This is a genomic window from Neobacillus sp. OS1-2 (assembly GCF_030915505.1).
Taxonomy (GTDB): Bacteria; Bacillota; Bacilli; order Bacillales; family Cytobacillaceae; genus Neobacillus.
Genome location: NZ_CP133265.1, coordinates 1516846 through 1534328 on the forward strand (window position 1 = coordinate 1516846; position 17483 = coordinate 1534328).

Consider the following 17483-nt stretch of genomic DNA (forward strand, 5'->3'; position numbering starts at 1 on the left):
CGCATTCTGTTTAAAGAAGAGTAGTGTGTACGTTAATAATGTACACACTACTCTTTTTTCATTTCTAAATGAAAGAAAACGAAAGAGATGGGTCTGCTGGCTTTCCTGGTGAAGGAACAGTGAATGAAAAATCGCCCCTATCGTTCTGTTCTTGCAAATGCCTTTGCAAAATGGTAAGCTTTAGTGGAATTATTTTTGTTCGGTGTAAAGGATAGTATAAGATTAACTTTTCGTCTTGATGATCACTGAGTGCAAGGATAGTAACACATTGTGTGCAAAGCACACAGCAGGAGGAAACAAAATGGAACAAGGTAAAGTAAAATGGTTTAACGCAGAAAAAGGATTCGGATTCATCGAGCGTGAAGGCGGAGAAGACGTATTCGTTCATTTCTCAGCAATCCAAGGCGAAGGTTTCAAATCTTTAGACGAAGGTCAAACCGTTACTTTTGACGTTGAACAAGGTCAACGTGGAGCTCAAGCAGCTAACGTTCGTAAAGCGTAATAAGTAGAACCACCTAAAACAGGCTCTTTAAAGAGTCTGTTTTTTTGTTGAAAGCAAGGAGCCCCACGCACTTGCTGGGCACAGGTACCTTGGATGCAAGAGAACCGTCCCCTGCTTCATTGCCTATTTCTTATAGAATTGTGGTAAATAGTCTTTATGGGCTTCAAGCATCTCGTCTAGAATTAATTTACCAACCCGATCATTTGAGACAAGGGGATTGATGGTCATGGCTAGCAGGGCTGTTCCGTAATCTCCGGTAACGGCTGCCTCAATGGCCACTCGTTCAAATGATTTAATTTGTTGAACCAGGCCGCGGACCGGCATTGGCAAATCACCCATGGCCATGGGTTTGGGGCCATCCTTTGTAATAATACAGCTGACCTCAACAGCCGAATCATATGGAAGGCTGGCAATGGCTCCGTTATTCATCGTATTGACGGGTTGAATATCACGTTTATCCGTATATATAGAATGGATGAGCCGCACGGCAGCGTCACTATAGTAAGCCCCGCCGCGTTTTTCCAGCTGTGGCGGTTTGATCGCTAGATTTGGATCTTTATAGAGCTCAAATAGATCATTTTCTAATTTTTTGACTATTTCTGCACGTGTGCCGCCATCTTTCGCAGCCTTCATTTCATCCGCTACCATATCACTAGTTTTATAGTAATAGTTATGATAGGGACATGGCAGGACGTTCAATGCCCGTAAGAACTCAGGCTCCCATCCCATTGCATGGATATTTTGCATGGTGATGGACTTCTCAGGATCCGTAATCAAGTCCATGACCTTCTCCTTTACGCTGACACCATCCACAAATACATCCAATCCGTAAACCATGTGATTGAGGCCGGCAAAATCAATGCGAACACGGCTATGCTCGACATCTAGGAGTTTTGCGACACCCATTTCCATTCCGATCGGAACATTGCACAGACCGACAACCTTGCGAATATGGCTGTAACGGAGTACCGCTTCGGTAACCATCCCGGCAGGATTTGTAAAATTAATGAACCATCCTTCGGGGCAAAGCTCCTCCATTTCACAGCAAATGTCTAAGATGACAGGAATGGTACGTAATGCTTTGAATAAGCCGCCGGGTCCATTTGTCTCTTGTCCCAAGACGCCATACTTTAAGGGAATCCGTTCATCTATAGCGCGTGCCTCAAGCTGCCCCACACGAAATTGTGTTGTCACAAAATCTGAATCTTTTAAGGCTTCTCTTCTATTTAAAGTTAAATGGATGTCAATCGGAACACCGGCTTTTTCCACCATGCGTTTCGCAAGATTTCCGACAATCTCTAATTTTTCCTTCCCTGCTTCCACATCCACTAACCAAATTTCACGAACTGGCAGTTCAGCATGATAGTTGATAAATCCTTCAATTAGCTCAGGGGTATAACTGGATCCACCACCGATTGTGGCTATTTTCAATCCCTTTTTCAATGGAAAGCACCTCTTTCTTATTTACCATACACGATGCAAAAATTAACGTCATTTCTAACATAATCATGGGCTTAAAGATCTCCAGGCAAATAAACATGGACAAAAAATAAAAGCACTCCTCATTACAAGGAATGCTCTTACTCTCTAACCTATTCCATTTATCACTTTATTTAAGAAGCTGTACCAGGGTCTACTCTGATAGCCCCCCTTTTGCTTCCTTTAATATTCTCCTTTAATGACAAAGTACGAACCCCGAATGGTTCCAGCTAGTTTAGACTTCTGTCTTGCAAACTTAAACTTTCCTTCTAACTCTTTTGGTACCTCCATCCCCTCCGAAAGCTTAAAACCAACAGCTCGCTTCGGTTTAGGATCATCCACCGTATACATGACATTGACCGCAAGACCATCCTCATAAAAGACGTAGGCCATTTTGATATTTTCCACTTGAAAACGGGATGTTTCTAAAGGTTTGGCTGCAAACTCAATATCACGCTCTTCCTTCAGAATTCTGTTCACATAATCGAGGGTCTCCTGGCTTTCACTAGCCGGTACCACCGTAAATTCATGTTTATATTTATTCATAAAGTAACGGGCCTCGTTCGCACGTAAACCAGCAAGCGCATCTACTACAGGTGAGGACTCTAAACCAACCGTAGACACATTTTTAAAATCAACGATATAAGACATTTTCATCCCTCCCTTATCTCTTTATTTCCTAACCACCGGAATCCAGATTTCACCATAAACAACGCCATCGCGCTGCCCCATCTCCACCGTTGCATTGGGCCCGCCCACATAGGCAAAATTCTTTGCTTCTGGCAAGACTTGACCAAAGGCAATGCCAGTTAGCTGATTACTCAACTCTTCAGACGTTTTCCCTTCCCCTTTCACAACCAAGTATTCCCCTTTAGGAAATTGGATCACGCGGTCGGCTTCAGGTAACTCCTTCTCTGTCATGACACCAGCATAATGCATCATCTTGTTGTTCACCGCTTCGTTCACGGCGAAAATGTAGTCATTTGTGGCTAAGGCCTTTAACGTGTCAAGTCTTCCATCTTGGCTCACAGCCTGCCAAAAGTCTGCCTTTTCCTTGGTTATGCCAGCGAAGTCTGTGTAATGGCTCTTAAGCTCCGTTCCAATACCTAAAACGGTAAAGCCATCTTTTTCTTCAAGGGTATATTGTGCCATATTCAAAACCATCCTCTTTTTTTAATTTCAAATGACTTGTGTTCTTCACCTGATAGATATATCATAGCCTTAAATCATGTCAGAAAATGACACTGTTTAGGAGTCCCCATGAAAAAAGTTGAACGAATTAATATCATCATGCGGTATATCAATAACCGCGCCCACTTTACCATTTCTGAAATCATGCAAGAATTTAACATCTCTCGTTCGACAGCGATTAGAGATATCAGAGAAATTGAGGCCATGGGGATGCCACTTGTTGCTGAAGTGGGAAGGGATGGCGGTTATTTTGTCATGCAAAATTCTGTCCTGCCCGTTGTTCGCTTTACCGATAATGAAGTCAAAGCTCTTTTTATCGCCTTCATGGCCACACGAAATCAGCAGCTTCCCTATTTAAAGAGTCGCCAGTCGTTAGCTGAAAAATTACTAGGCCTCATCTCAGAAAACCAGCAGGAGATCCTCGTTCTGTTAAACCAACTCTTGCTTTTTGAAGGGACGAACCCGCATAATCCCGACTTACTGGAACTTTCAGATCTCCCCCATCCCATGTTAGAAAGACTCATCCAAATCCTTCTGTTGGATCGCTATTTATTCATTACCATCCAAGAGGAGACGGTCATAAAGTCTTATCCCATTTATCTCTTGCAGCTTTATCATGAAAGAAGCCTTTGGCTCATAGAGGGCTTTGACTTACAGGAAGAAAGGAAGCATATTTTTCCTGTCGACAAACTCACCCATATCGAACCCTACTCGGCGGAAAAAAGACCAAGTAAGAAAAGGATTTTAGAAAAAATAAGGAAACAGGAGGAAGGAATCAATCTAGTCCTTGAACTTGGTCCAAAAGCGATTGCCCAGTTCAAAAAATACCATCCATTAAAAGTTTCCATTTCCTATACAAACCCATACCAAACCACAGCCATTCTAAAAACTTTTATCAATACTACTATGCCCAAAGAATTGGAAGAGATAACAAATTGGCTACTTTTCCTCGGTGAAGATATCAAAATCAAGGAAATACCAGAAGAAATCTTAAAAGGGATACAAAATAGAGTAGACCTATACACCCCATGAAGCAGGGGAAGGTTCTCTTCTCCATACTGATGAAGGCCAAAACTCAAAATAAATTCTACCTAAGTGGAAAATATAAGATTCAGAGATGAGTACATTTGTATAATCTATGAAAAAAGTGTCCATCCTAAAGCTATAAAAATACTTATTATATAGGGGGATGGACTATGAGTACGGAAGAATTAACAAAAATAATCGCGGTGAAAAAAATGGATTTAGAGGAATGTGAACAGGAGCTTAACTCGCGATACTACCCATCCGTTGTAAGATTGGCCATGATGCATTACATAACAGAGTTGCGGCACCAATTAAATATTGTGAATGGTGATGAATGGAACAAGATTGAAAATGGATAATGAGTGTTAAAAGATGTCAGGCACTATGTAAATATTTACCATATGGTGCCTGACACCCCCCTTGATCTACTATTATGCTTTTGAAATATCAATAAAGCCTTCACCGAACACATCACGAACATCGTGGATGGCGATGAATGCATTGGGATCAGTCGATTGAACAATTCGTTTCAACTTGATGACTTCTTGCTTACTAATCACAATATAGAGAATTTCCTTTGGGGTTTTTGTGTAATACCCGTGCCCCGAATAAACGGTTACCCCTCTGTCCATGGATGTCGTCACCTGCTCAGCAATGTCATTCGGTTTATCAGAAATAATCGTAATCGCCTTCTTGGGATTCAAGCCTTCAATGACAAATTCCATCACTTTTGTCCCAACATACAACATAATAATGGTCAGCATCAACTTTTCTGCGCCAATGATAAAGTAAGAGGAAAGCGCCACAATTAAATCAAAGAACAATAAACCATAGCTAATACTCCAGCCCAAAAACTTATGGGTAATCCTTGCTAGGATGGTCGTGCCCGCTGTTGTTCCACCCACCCGAATAATTAAGCCAATTCCGGCCCCTATAACAATTCCCCCAAAAATGGCATTCACCATCATCTCATCAGAAGCAATCGTCCAGCCCTCTGTCAGATGAAGAAAAAGCGAATTAAACACGACGGCAATAATCGTATAAATCGTTGTGACCTTATTCAAAAATTTATAACCAACAAGTAACAAAAAGGCATTTAAAATTAAGTTGACTAACCCTGGTGACCACTCAAATAAATAGTAGGTAATAATCGTGATCCCCGTTACCCCGCCTTCCCCAAACTCGTTCGGAATAACAAATACATTCACACCTAACGCAAACAGAAATGCCCCAATCATGATTATCATCATATCTTTGCTTATTTTTTTCATATACTACCTCACAATTATTTCTTAAGCACAAACTCACATCATTATAGCGCGGAACATTTGCACGTACAATACACTTTGATAAATGACTTGGAGCCAATGTCCACAGGACTATGGGAAAAAAACGCAAGATTCGTAGGCAAAACCCCTACATATATAGCCGTTTTATCCGCTTGCTTATTTAGGAAAAAGTAGTCACTATTTATCCTGTTTTTTTGTGACATAAATCACATTTAATTTTAAAAAAATCAATTAAAATGAGGGTAAGTTTTTAAACAAGGGGGACCATAAAATGTTTGTTGCTTGGTTTACTGTCATCACTGTTTTTGTCATTTGTACGTATTTAACCATTTCTATTTTTGATGGAATTGAAGAAATTGATGCACAGGATTTAGCTGACCTACAATCAACACTTAAAAACATGGCCGGAAATAAAGAACATTTGAAACAAGCCATCTAGTCAATATAAGGCAGCTTCCAGGTGAAGCTGTTTTTTTATTGTTGTTATAATACCCACCTGGATGTCTACTTGGTTCCTTAAAAAGCAGCCTTACCGAACTACTTTTCACTCGTTATTACAAATCCGCCTTTCGACAAACTTCGCATCTGAAAAATCACGCAATCCCCTCAATCACAACATCCGCAGCACATCCAATCAAACATTTGATTAACACGAAATTACCTAATTAATCGTTTGATTAAATGTGGACAAAACCCTTATGTAAAAAGAACTATAGCCAGTTTGTCAGTAAGGTTTCTGTCGATGATTGGTCTCAATCTTCGCTATCCTTCTTCTATATGAACTCATAAAAACTACGAACCTACAAAAATCAGTACGATTTGATATTAACTAAACAATTAATTAAAACTACCCCTAGCACCGATAAATAGGGAGTTTCTATTATAAAATGAGTCGAAAAACGCTACCCGATACACGACGAAATCTCCACTAACACATCACCCTAAAGTTTAGTTTTTTTGAGAATTTCCTAAAAAGACACAAGCCTTCTTTTCCCGGTAAAATGTCCTTACCCATAAAAAACGACATCCCCCCTGCTTTCTATAAAGTCTCTGCCATGTAAAAATAAAAAAGGTTTGGGGTTCTTTATATGTACCATGCAAGAACCCAAACCTTTTATTGAATCAATGTTACAAATTACAATTCTATAACTCCAAGTAGTCAGCCTATAGCCTAATAGCTTATTAAAAATACCGCCAGAAATGTTTTATTGGGTCCATTTGGGTTATTCACCCAACACGACTCTCACATATTGATGTTGTCTGCCTAGTAGTGTGATGTTGATTGCCCCATTTATGATTTCAATTTCACTTAGGTCTTCTTCCAGGATGCTGACATTGGAAGAGGATATGATGGTTTTACCCGGAACTGAGAATGTGTATGTTCCTTGTTTTTCTGTAAGGTTGCGCAGCGTAAGAATGAAACCGTTATTATCTGCTGCTGGCTTAATGTATAGTGGGACAATCCCTTCTCCTTCTCCAGCTAATAATTGGCCGCTTTCCTCTGATGCACAGGAAATGGCCATATTTATCTCGACGGGATCAGTTGCAGAAACACCTGCTTTATGGGCTTCCACTTGATCAAATTGAGCAAATGGGGTGAGCTCGTATTTGAATTGGATGCGGCCAGGTTGATTGATCCAGAAGTTCGTATCCCAATAGTTGTTCATCGGCCATGCCAGTAGCAAGGGATTCTCATTACGTTCAATTTCCTTGCTCTCTTTTCCGAAATTGAAGTCGCCAATTTGGACAAGTGGCGCATCTGGACAAGCCAGTGTTACACCTTTTTGCTCATCATAGATAGAAACGGTTTGGTCCACGGTTACCCAATCCTTGCTGACAGTTCCAAGCTGCTCGCGATCTAGTTCGACAAACATTCCAGCAGTATCAAATTGACTCTTCCATCCTTGTTGTAATTGTAAGGGGAAGGCAAAATAGATGGATTCTGGTGTACGAATGTCTGCTTTATCTAGAGAAGCAATAAGTTCAATTTTTCCGTCGTTCACATGGAAAGTAATCTTTTGTTCCATGCGGCTTACTCCTGGTGCTTCTACATGCATAATATAGGAAACGGAATCGTGCCTGGTTGTATCAATTTCATACGAAGTCACACGTTTTGCACCGGTTCGAATGCTTTTCCAATGATGGTTCCATACACTGATGCTCTTATTACCAAGATCGACGTCACGCGGGAAGAAGGTTGACCGTTCTTGTGTATGGTGTAATGGACTAATGCTTTCATTTATATATTCAAACAATGTCCATTCACTATTTTTGTCTAGCATATCCCAATGTCGTTTTTTATCATGAAGTTGAACGATACGTCCAGATTTAGGATCAAAGGTCATTAGATAAAAAGGCGTTTCAATTGTATTTTCAGTAACCGAAAAATGGACTTGTTCTTTTTGAACGCTAGTTAATTGTTCTTCTAACTGTCTGAAAGGAATCTTCTTATAGGAGTATGGAGCCAATTCAATGGTACCAAAATATTTCGTCGCCCCTTCATCCTTCCCATATGGAAGGAATTGCTTCACACGTGCAGCTGCTAAATGTCTGCCTTCAATGAAAAACTCTTTAGGCACATTTAGTGGGACCGTTTGTGAAACATCCGAAGTATTCACTACTAAAATACCTTCAGGCTCCCATGATTGTAGCGGGTTGGCCGCAAGCTTTTCCATTTGCTTTCCTAGCAAATAGGCAGAAAGGTCTGCCCCTTGGTATGCCATATGTGACTTATGGTTTCTTTGCGAATATACTTCAGGATGATCGGGATCTGTAATCGAATGGGCAGCTCCCCATGTATGCTCATCAAAAAGGTTCACCTGTAAATAAGATTCGGCTTTGATATTGTCATAGTGTTTTCCAGGGCTGCCTTGCAGTGCTTCTAATAGTTCAGATTTTCGTAAAACATGTTTGGTTCTGCGATTTAGGCGTACTTCCCTCGCTGAGCTCCCTGAACCGAAATTCCAAAAGTCTGTCCAATCTCCAGAATACGTTGGAATGGTTTTAGGATCAATTCCTTTTACTTTTTCTAAAAGCATTTCAGGTGTCACGAAACGAACCTTAAATTCATGACCTTCTTCATTATACTGTCTGATTAAATCAGCAAGCTGGGGATCTGGGCAGTTGTTATCAAATAATGGCGGGTTTGTCGCTGTTAAATAAATAAAATCATGCTCATACCCGTTGCTTTCAAGACGATCCACATATTCTTTAATCCCTTCGTGCATGCGATTCGTATCTGCCATAGACGTATGGAAAAATTGGCTAAATAACGAATAATGCTCACCTTGGAAAGTTAGTAAAGAACGTTGATCAGGTGTTAACCAGTTGAACACAGCCGGACGTTTGAAAGGAATTCCGCCAAAATGGACATTGATGCCAGTGATATAAAAATCAACACCTGCATCCAGTAATAACTGGCTTATTGGCCATGGCTGTCCATTCACATCATGGTTGATGGCGGTGTTAATTTTGATATCAAATTTTTGGCGAAGCTCGCGTATCGGGGCTAAAATTCTAGCCACTTGTTCTGCGTTGACTAACGGTGTTGTGTGCATCATCATCGCTGCAATACCGATTTGTCCGTTGGTTATCATGCGCTGAAAAGCCCCCACACGTTCTTCAGAGGCTGTTTCTAGCCATTTAAGAACAGGATAGGTTGCTTCACAGGTCCAACGAAAGCGTGATTCTTCGGGGTAGTCTTCTGTTTTTAAGCATAAATCGATAGCTTCATCAATATAATCACGCTGTAATTCCAACAATAGTGGCTGGGGATGCGTATAACCTATATCAAGATGACTATGATGCAGACATAAAATTTCTTTCACTTTGCTCACAAGTTACACTCCTTAGAAATAATTTGTATCCTTACCCTTTCACTCCGCCAGAAGCAAATCCATCCAAAATTCTCTTAGAGAAAATCACAAATAAAATTAAGATCGGTACAGTTGACATAACGGAGGCAGCTAATGCTAAATCCATATTATTAAATAATTGATTCGTATATTTTACGACTAGTAAAGGAATCGTTTTGTTTTCTTCACTTTGCAGGAAGATTAACGGAATAAAGAATTGATTCCAAATTTGCACAGACGTTACAATACACACAGCAAAAACAACCGGTTTGGCGAGCGGGAACATGATTTGCAAGAAGATTCTCCACTCACCGCCCCCATCAATAATGGCGGCTTCATATAATTCATTTGGTAATTTCGCAAAAAAGTCCGTTAACATAAAGACAGGCATGGAGATCGCTGTTCCAAGAATTAACACAACGGAAGTATACGTATTCACAAGATTTAAATCTTGCATTAATAGGAAAATCGGTACAATCCCCAATTGAACGGGAAACATCATTCCTAATAAGAAAAACACTCGCATTGCTTTATTCAATCTAAATTTATATCTCCCTAAACCATACGCCACCATAGAAGAGAGGAAGGTTAAGAGGAAAATACTTAAAATCAAAATGATGACACTGTTTAAGAAGTAGTTTTCAAAATGGTCTTTTACGAAGAGTTCAAGATAATTTTCAAACGATAACCCTTGAGGTTTTCCCATTGTATTAGAAAGGATATCAGAACGAGAACGCAATGAGTTATAGATTAAATAGCCAATAATCCCAACGATGACAAATGAATAGATCCACATGAAAATGGTGACTAGATTAGCAGAAATACCCCTCTTTTTATCTATCATTTAGTTCTCCTCCTTCCGAATAATCGTATACATTTGAATGATAGCAACGATAAAGATGACGAAGAATAGTACACATGCTACCGTCGTACCCATTCCAATTGAGTTTTCACTTAGATTTCCACCTAATGGATTGTTATCACCAAATGCGATTCGATAGAAGAATAAACTCATTACATCCACACTGCCATCGATTCCTCCAGCAACACCGCCAAGGATGTAACTAAAATCAAAGATCGTCATAGCCGAGATATAAGAAATTAAAACTAAGTTCAAAATCGTGACTTTCATTTGCGGGAGAATAACAGATACTAATCGACGCCAATATCCTGCACCATCTAGATAAGCTGCCTCCAGACTGTCCGCTGGAATCATCTTCATCGCACCAATAAAGAACATCATCCCTACACCAAAACCTGCCCAAGAGATCATTAACCACACAATATAAATTCCTAAACTAGGCATCCCTAACCAGGGCTGTGCTAAAAATTCCAAGCCCATCTTTTCTAATGTAATATTCACGACACCAATATTGGAATCAAGTAACAAGGTAAAAATAAACACAATAACCGGCGTAGAGATAAACTGTGGTGAAAAAATAGCAGCTTGTAGGAATGTATGTCCCTTTGTCTTTGTATGAATCATATAAGCAAAAATCAGTTGCAACGGAAGAATAATAATGACGGTAAGAACAAAAATTAAAAAACTATTTTTAAAAGCATTTAATAATTGTGAGACAAGTTCCGGATTGCTAAACAGGTCAATGTAATTTTGCAGCCCAATAAATTCCTTGGGACCGATTCCATTCCATTTATAAAGGCTGTTTTGTGCAGCAGAAATGATAGGATAAATTACAAATGCACAATACAAAAGAAACCCAGGCGTCAAAAACATTAAATAATGATACTTTTTTTTATGGGTCTTCACGCTTCCATTCACTCCTACCTATGTGAAACTTAAGTAAAAAAGTAGCCACAAAATAAGAGCAGGGCATTTTTACATGCCCGCATCTCTTACTTTTAGGTTAGTTAACAAGTACGTTATTTTGCTTTTTTCGCCAACTCAGCTTTCATTAGTACAATTGCCTCTTTTGCCGTCATATCACCTGTCATAAGCTTTGGTGTTAGGTTAGTTAACAGTAAATCCTGAGGCTTAGAGCTTTCATTTGCTACTTGTGCTAAAGCGTTATAAATGTTTAATCCTACAACATCAAATTTAGCCATTTCTTCTACAAACTTATCTTTTGGCTTAATGTCATCATACATTGGGACAAGACCTGTTTCATCTCCCATAATTTGTTGCGCTTCTTTGCTGTTTAAGAACTCAAGGTATTTCACCGCTTCATCCGGATGTTTTGTTTTGCTGGAGATAGCATACGTATTTCCATTGTAAGGACCTGTTTGTGCATATGTTTTGCCGTCAAGACCTGGTAAGGCAAAGCTACCAATGTTGAGCGGCGTATCTTGATACGTTAAGTTGTTCCAAGTACCATCTGGAATCATGGCGGCCTTACCATTTGTGAAGGCAAGCTTCGCCCCATTTCCATCAATGGATGCTACGTCCTTACCAAAGTAACCCTTTTTAGCAAAATCACTGTACGCTTCAAATGTTTTTTCAAGACCTGTATAATTAACGTTCTCTTCACCTTTTACAATCGAAGTTAATGTCTCATTTCCAAGTGAAGCAGCCATTGCCTGCATCATCCAATAACGGTCAAAATCTCCGTTACCCCCTACTGCAATCGGAGTAACTCCTTTATCTGCTAATACTTTTGAGATTTTTTCAAATTCTTCCCACGTTTTTGGAACATCTACTTTGTTTTTCTTAAAAAGATCTTTATTGTAATACATCGTTACATAGGCAATGAAGGAAGGCAGTGAAGAATAAAGCTTACCATCCACCGTTCCATATTCAACTGCTTCCTCAGAAAATCGTGATAAATCCATTTTGTACTCATCTAATGGCAGTAAATAGCCATTACGTGCCATTTCAGCCATTTTTGTTGATTTATTCCCTTGAACCCAGAAAAGATCTGGCAGTGTATCTGATTGTAATGCAACGTTAATAGATTCAAGAGTTCCTGAATATTGATAATCTAATTCAATGTTGGGATATTTTTCCATAAATGCTTTATTGATTTTGTCAAAGGATGTTTCTAATGTTGCTTGGTTATCAGCGTCACCCCAAACAGTAAGTTTTACTTTATCCCCTTTATCTCCTTTATCTGAAGATGAAGTTTCGTTGTTTGAACAACCAATTAAAGCAGTGGAAAACAAAAACACACCAGCTAATAAACCTGCTAATTTCTTTTTCATAGGCTGTAACCTCCAATAATGTTTTTATTCTACAAAACAATCAAACTAGATTTCCCTCTATTAATGTATCCGCTTTCCCACAATGGCAAAAAAATCTAGAATAGAACCTTTGAAAGCCCAATAAGTGTGCTATAGGATGTCTCATCTGACAATTCAACCGAAACATGTTTATTTTTCAAAGCAACTTGAACTTCATTCATAAATAAATCGTAGCTTTTTGAGATTTGACCTCCCAAGACAATCGCATCTGGGTTGAAAAAGGTTGTAACCATTACCAGCATTTCTCCTACTAACTTTCCAAATAGTTGAAATACTTTGATCATATCCTCTTGTCCAGCTCTTGCTGCCGCAACAATTTGCTCCAATTCGAGGTTTGGATCGATCCTTAATTGCCTTGCAATCCGCAAAATCCCTCTCGTCGAGATATAGTCATCTACATAGGACTCATGAAAGGGCAGATGATAAACCCATCCATTCTGTGGAACATCCTGTCGATCTGTAACGATTTCCCCATTTTCTAAAAAAGCAGAACCTGTCCCATTTCCAATGGTTACATACATTATCTTCGCGTACTCTTTCTCTTCTCGTAAATACCATTCCCCGAGAGCGAACATATTCACATTATTTTTAAACTGGATTTGAAAATGTGGATCTGCCCGTTTGACAAACACCTTATGTTGTTTCAAGCGTTGTGTTAATTCAGTGCGCAAATCAACTCCATACAAAGAATCAAATTTATTGACACCATTGATCAAGCAAATTCCATGATCGTAATCAAAAGGTCCTGGAAAGGCAAAGCCAATTCCTTCGATTACAAAAGACTTATCCATAATGGTCAGCATTTGACGAGAAATGATATGGACGAAATTCGCTATTAATTGTTCACGATTTGCAGTACTGTTAGAAGAATAATAAGAAACAGTGTCGGTTATGAGTTCACCCTGGTGAGTAAGCACACCTCCTCGAATAAAAAATCCTCCCACATCGAAAGCCAGATAATAATGATTATTCAAATGACTTCACATCCTTCTATATCCAAAGTATAAGCCTGTTGACCTTTAAGGTCTTTACAATATCATGTCGAATTTTTATAAAATGGAGACACACTTTTTTGCAAGATTTGTTAGAACTTGAACAAAAACAACCCTTCCTTTATCATAAATCGTATACATCAAACAGAGCTGAGGGATGGCCGATGAAGTTAACTCAGAAGCAATTAGATCGAGGAAATTCCTTATTGAATCAACATGCAATATATTTAAATGGCGAGGAAATTTCATTATACATCCATTATTGGGGCGGTGAAACATCACTTAATTCCAACAAACCACATAAGCATTCTTTTTTTGAAATTTGTTACATTGTTGATGGGGAAGGAACCTATATTGAAAATGGAGAAGAATATCCTTTACGAAAAGGAAAACTTTTTCTGAGTCGGCCCAATATCAAACATCAAATCATTAGTATTAACCAGTTACATATCGTTTTTATTGCATTTGAACCACTTTATCCAAAGGCATCGGAAAAAGGGGCAAGCATTTACAAACATTTATCAGTGGTGGAGCCATTTATTCTGGATCTTCAGAATGAGGTTCATCCAGAGCTATTGTGGACCGCTCTACTTTTACAAGCACAGCAAACGAATACATTCATGAAGGATACGATTGTGAATTTATCCTCCTCTCTTCTTTTCTCCCTGACGCAATTATATATAAAGGGAGAAGATGAAACAGATTCCACTCAATCCAAAGGCCTGTCCACAACAGTCATCCATCGGGCAAAGCTTTATATTCGCGATAACTTATCACAACCATTACGGCTGAAGGATGTCGCAGAAAACCTGCATATCTCAAGCAGACATTTATCCCGCTTGTTCACCGAGGAACTAGGCGTCACGTTCACACAGTACGTCCGAAACGAACGAATCAATCGTGCCACAAACCTTCTCACAACAACTAAATTACCAATAAAAGAAATCGCAATACAAACCGGCTTTGAAACTGTCCATTATTTCACAACCGTTTTTAAAGACATCATTGGCGTCACACCAGGCGAATTCAGCAAACGGCTCATCTCGAACGAATGAATGTTCAAGATGAGTATTTTTTTGCCTAATGTCCTCTTTTTGAAAAAGTATGACTCTTTTATGTAAATACTATCCCAATTAGAATGATTATACTTAGGGTAATCATCTAGTAGAGGAGTGTATTTCTGTATGTTTAATAAATATCCTATCAACTCTGTAAAAAGAAAAATGAATGACCATGAACTAATAGAGGGTTATGAAACAATAATCAATCATATCCTAGCTAAATTAGAACAATCAGCTGCATCAGTACCCGTAATCGCAATAGATGGGACAAACGGTGCTAATTTCCATAGTGTCATCCAAAAAGTAATTGCTATTCTAGAAAAACACGACTATTCCATTGATGTTCAAAGCACCGCAAGCTTCCTAAAACCTGGCTCACAGCTCCGTGATCAATTTGCTGAAAACATTACAGAAAACCGTGCGTTTGGGTATGTAACAGATGCTGACATTCATGAACTATTTATCTCGGATGCACAAGAAGTATTTGCGGCTCACTCACAAAACAAAGCCTTTACCAACGCAAAGAAAGTTTGTCTTGTATTTGGTCCTGGTGCATACTGGTTAGCAGGTGCAAAGGCAGATCAATTATACTTCCTTGATGTATCACGTGAATATCAACAAGCTGAATATAAAAAAGGACTCCTTAACTTCGGAATGGATTGGAACAAGGATGGAGTTGAAAAATACAAGATTGCCTATTTCGTAGAATGGCCCATTCTTGAAAACTATCGAAAAGGCATTTTTGATAAAATTGATTTTTATGTAGACATGAACCAGGCGAATAAACCGATTAGCATTTCTTCAGCAGGATTAAAGGAAATCATTTCGGATGTTGCACGCCGTCCACTACGTGTAAAGCCGTTCTTCGCACCAGGTGTTTGGGGTGGACAACGGTTGAAGGATTTGGTAGATCTGCCTCAGGATTGGGTTAACTGTGCCTGGTCTTTTGAGCCAATTGCACCGGAAAACTCCATCTTAATCGGATATGAAAATCAAGTGATTGAAGTACCATTCCTAATTGTCATGGCGCTTGAGCATCTTGCTATTATGGGCGAACGAAATGTCAATCTTTTCGGTGACTACTTCCCTGTTCGTTTTGATTACCTGGATACAATGGATGGTTCCAATCTATCCTGCCAGGTCCATCCAAAACAGGAATATGTCAAAAAGCATTTTAATGAAAAAATGACCCAGCAAGAATCCTACTACATCATGGAGACACAAAACGATGCGAAAGTCTATCTTGGCTTAACGGAAGGAACACCAAAGGAAGACTTTGTAAATGCTGTGACAACCGCACAAGAATCAGGTATACCATTTGAATTTACGAATTATGTAAATGAGTTCGACGCAGACAAGGGCGATTTATTCTTGATCCCTACTGGAACTGTTCACTGTTCAGGAAAAGACAATCTCGTGTTAGAGGTTTCATCTACCACTTGGTGGTTTACGTTCAAACTCTACGATTATCTTCGTAAAGATTTAGATGGAAATCCAAGACCGCTGAACACAGATCACGGCTTTAAAAATATTGATTTCTTTAAAACAACCAATTGGGTAAAGGATAACCTTATTGCACAGCCGGTATTAATAAACAAGCAAGGTGAGAATGAAGAATACCTACTTGGCCAGCGCGATGACTTATTATTCTTTGTAAGACGAGTTCATTTACAGGATGAGTGGAACGATCACACCAATAATGAGTTTGTCATGTACAATCTGGTCGAAGGTGAAAAGGTCCGGATTGTTTCAGCAGAAGACGAGTCCGTCTATGTTGAGCTTGGCTATGCTGAATCATATATTCTCCCATCTGTTTTCGGAGCCTACAAAATTGTCAATGTTGGAAATACACCATGTAAACTAATTAAAGCTGGCGTTTCCCCAAACTGGGATGTGAAATTAATTTGAAACCGGACATGATTATCGCATTGGATGTGGGCGGGACATTTATTAAAGGGGCGGTGTTAGAAAACAATAGCATCATCGAGGATACCATGACCCAATATGACTCTCGTTCAAATGAAGATTCTGATACCATCCTAAATCATTTTGTTCGTGTCATTACATCCCTATCTGAAAGCTATCAAACCTACAAACAAGAAACGACAGAACCCTTCGCTGAAAAAACGGTCGGGATTGGCTTAGCCTTTCCTGGTCCGTTTGATTATGAGAATGGAATCAGCTATATCAAAGGGCTAAATAAATTCGAATCATTATACGGAATACCCTTTCGTGATGATTTAACAAAAATGCTGCAGCATGCAGGCGTTTTTCAAGGTGCAACCGATGTCAAGATCCTTTTTGAAAATGACGGCCGCCTTTTCGGACTTGGAGGCAGCACGCTATTCCCTCAAGAACGGATCATTAGCCTGACAATTGGCACGGGTCTCGGCTCAGTTTTTATTGAAAATGGAAATATCGTTAAAGAGGATGCTAGAGTTCCAGCCGAGGGCTATCTTTATAATCAACTCTATAACGAAAAAATCGTCGATGAGCAATTTTCACGTCGTGGCATTTTACAACTGGCTTCACAGAAAAACCTGTTGAATGAATATATCGATGTTAAGGAATTAGCAGAGCTTGCGAGAGATGGAAATAGAAAAGCCCTTGTGCTCTTTAATGAATTTGGGGCTAATCTAGGAGAAATGCTTTCTCCCTTTATCGAAAAATTTCAACCCCACCAGATCATCATCGGGGGACAAATTGGAAAAAGCTTTGACCTTTTCGAGAAAAGTCTTAATCAAAAAATAGCTTATACAGGTACCCGCGTCAAACAGCTTAACAATGCACTACACTACACCTTTGTTGGGATAGCAGAGATGTTTAAGTAGTTTTTATTACGATCATGATAAGACAATGAAAAAGTAGATGTTACTTTCATTGTCTTTTTCTGT

At 39.2% G+C, this 17483-nt stretch carries 16 protein-coding genes; 7 read left to right on the plus strand and 9 right to left on the minus strand.

Annotated elements, in window-relative coordinates:
- Window positions 1-301: 301 nt before the first annotated feature.
- On the plus strand, window positions 302-502 hold the full coding sequence (locus RCG19_RS07450) for a cold-shock protein (RefSeq protein WP_042463323.1): 201 nt from the start codon (window positions 302-304) through the stop codon (window positions 500-502).
- A 123-nt stretch (window positions 503-625) separates the two neighbouring features.
- On the opposite strand, the gene RCG19_RS07455 is transcribed toward RCG19_RS07450, so the two are convergent.
- The 3 genes from RCG19_RS07455 to RCG19_RS07465 all read right to left on the minus strand — a co-directional run bounded on the left by RCG19_RS07455 (window position 626) and on the right by RCG19_RS07465 (window position 3133).
- Window positions 626-1945, minus strand: a complete 1320-nt coding sequence (locus RCG19_RS07455; RefSeq protein WP_308110312.1) for a 6-phospho-beta-glucosidase — start codon at window positions 1943-1945, stop codon at window positions 626-628.
- Between the two features lie 219 nt (window positions 1946-2164).
- Entirely contained in the window at window positions 2165-2632 is a 468-nt protein-coding gene (locus RCG19_RS07460) for a DUF8821 family protein (RefSeq protein ID WP_308110313.1), read from the minus strand.
- A 21-nt stretch (window positions 2633-2653) separates the two neighbouring features.
- Entirely contained in the window at window positions 2654-3133 is a 480-nt protein-coding gene (locus tag RCG19_RS07465; protein WP_308110314.1) for a GyrI-like domain-containing protein, read from the minus strand.
- Window positions 3134-3241: 108 nt separating this feature from the next.
- Between RCG19_RS07465 and RCG19_RS07470 the strand changes: the two genes are divergently transcribed.
- Window positions 3242-4204, plus strand: a complete 963-nt coding sequence (locus RCG19_RS07470; protein WP_308110315.1) for a helix-turn-helix transcriptional regulator — start codon at window positions 3242-3244, stop codon at window positions 4202-4204.
- A 164-nt stretch (window positions 4205-4368) separates the two neighbouring features.
- A complete protein-coding gene (locus RCG19_RS07475; protein ID WP_308110316.1) occupies window positions 4369-4557 on the plus strand; it encodes a hypothetical protein in 189 nt (62 codons plus the stop codon).
- Window positions 4558-4629: 72 nt separating this feature from the next.
- Here the strand turns inward: RCG19_RS07475 and RCG19_RS07480 are convergent, their stop codons facing one another.
- On the minus strand, window positions 4630-5469 hold the full coding sequence (locus tag RCG19_RS07480) for a YitT family protein (protein WP_308110317.1): 840 nt from the start codon (window positions 5467-5469) through the stop codon (window positions 4630-4632).
- Window positions 5470-5758: 289 nt separating this feature from the next.
- On the opposite strand from RCG19_RS07480, the gene RCG19_RS07485 reads away from it, so the two are divergent.
- Complete coding sequence (locus tag RCG19_RS07485) at window positions 5759-5926, plus strand: hypothetical protein (RefSeq protein ID WP_166241798.1); 168 nt, start codon at window positions 5759-5761, stop codon at window positions 5924-5926.
- Between the two features lie 784 nt (window positions 5927-6710).
- Here the strand turns inward: RCG19_RS07485 and RCG19_RS07490 are convergent.
- The 5 genes from RCG19_RS07490 to RCG19_RS07510 all read right to left on the minus strand — a co-directional run bounded on the left by RCG19_RS07490 (window position 6711) and on the right by RCG19_RS07510 (window position 13510).
- Window positions 6711-9323 carry a glycoside hydrolase family 38 N-terminal domain-containing protein gene (locus tag RCG19_RS07490; RefSeq protein ID WP_308110318.1) on the minus strand — a complete coding sequence of 871 codons (2613 nt, stop codon included), beginning with the start codon at window positions 9321-9323 and terminating at the stop codon, window positions 6711-6713.
- A gap of 31 nt (window positions 9324-9354) precedes the next feature.
- Complete coding sequence (locus tag RCG19_RS07495) at window positions 9355-10185, minus strand: carbohydrate ABC transporter permease (RefSeq protein ID WP_308110319.1); 831 nt, start codon at window positions 10183-10185, stop codon at window positions 9355-9357.
- A complete protein-coding gene (locus RCG19_RS07500) occupies window positions 10186-11109 on the minus strand; it encodes a carbohydrate ABC transporter permease (RefSeq protein WP_308110320.1) in 924 nt (307 codons plus the stop codon). It abuts the gene before it with no gap.
- A 113-nt stretch (window positions 11110-11222) separates the two neighbouring features.
- Window positions 11223-12497: an ABC transporter substrate-binding protein gene (locus RCG19_RS07505; protein ID WP_308110321.1), complete on the minus strand. Its 1275-nt coding sequence runs from the start codon at window positions 12495-12497 to the stop codon at window positions 11223-11225.
- Between the two features lie 95 nt (window positions 12498-12592).
- Window positions 12593-13510: an ROK family protein gene (locus RCG19_RS07510; RefSeq protein WP_308110322.1), complete on the minus strand. Its 918-nt coding sequence runs from the start codon at window positions 13508-13510 to the stop codon at window positions 12593-12595.
- Window positions 13511-13608: 98 nt separating this feature from the next.
- Here RCG19_RS07510 and RCG19_RS07515 point away from each other — a divergent pair, with 98 nt between their 5' ends.
- From RCG19_RS07515 to RCG19_RS07525, 3 genes are all read left to right on the plus strand, one after another.
- A complete protein-coding gene (locus RCG19_RS07515; protein ID WP_308110324.1) occupies window positions 13609-14583 on the plus strand; it encodes a helix-turn-helix domain-containing protein in 975 nt (324 codons plus the stop codon).
- Between the two features lie 129 nt (window positions 14584-14712).
- A complete protein-coding gene (locus RCG19_RS07520; protein ID WP_308110325.1) occupies window positions 14713-16497 on the plus strand; it encodes a class I mannose-6-phosphate isomerase in 1785 nt (594 codons plus the stop codon).
- On the plus strand, window positions 16494-17420 hold the full coding sequence (locus RCG19_RS07525; RefSeq protein WP_308110326.1) for an ROK family protein: 927 nt from the start codon (window positions 16494-16496) through the stop codon (window positions 17418-17420). The genes RCG19_RS07520 and RCG19_RS07525 overlap by 4 nt, the downstream gene beginning before the upstream one ends.
- The last annotated feature ends 63 nt before the right edge of the window (window positions 17421-17483 follow it).

Bases quoted from the DNA above. Each gene is read 5' to 3' on its own strand.
- RCG19_RS07450 (WP_042463323.1), top strand. From the start codon at position 302: ATGGAACAAGGTAAAGTAAAATGGTTTAACGCAGAAAAAGGATTCGGA.
- RCG19_RS07460 (WP_308110313.1), bottom strand. From the start codon at position 2,632: ATGTCTTATATCGTTGATTTTAAAAATGTGTCTACGGTTGGTTTAGAG.
- RCG19_RS07465 (WP_308110314.1), bottom strand. From the start codon at position 3,133: ATGGCACAATATACCCTTGAAGAAAAAGATGGCTTTACCGTTTTAGGT.
- RCG19_RS07470 (WP_308110315.1), top strand. From the start codon at position 3,242: ATGAAAAAAGTTGAACGAATTAATATCATCATGCGGTATATCAATAAC.
- RCG19_RS07475 (WP_308110316.1), top strand. From the start codon at position 4,369: ATGAGTACGGAAGAATTAACAAAAATAATCGCGGTGAAAAAAATGGAT.
- RCG19_RS07480 (WP_308110317.1), bottom strand. From the start codon at position 5,469: ATGAAAAAAATAAGCAAAGATATGATGATAATCATGATTGGGGCATTT.
- RCG19_RS07485 (WP_166241798.1), top strand. From the start codon at position 5,759: ATGTTTGTTGCTTGGTTTACTGTCATCACTGTTTTTGTCATTTGTACG.
- RCG19_RS07495 (WP_308110319.1), bottom strand. From the start codon at position 10,185: ATGATAGATAAAAAGAGGGGTATTTCTGCTAATCTAGTCACCATTTTC.
- RCG19_RS07505 (WP_308110321.1), bottom strand. From the start codon at position 12,497: ATGAAAAAGAAATTAGCAGGTTTATTAGCTGGTGTGTTTTTGTTTTCC.
- RCG19_RS07520 (WP_308110325.1), top strand. From the start codon at position 14,713: ATGTTTAATAAATATCCTATCAACTCTGTAAAAAGAAAAATGAATGAC.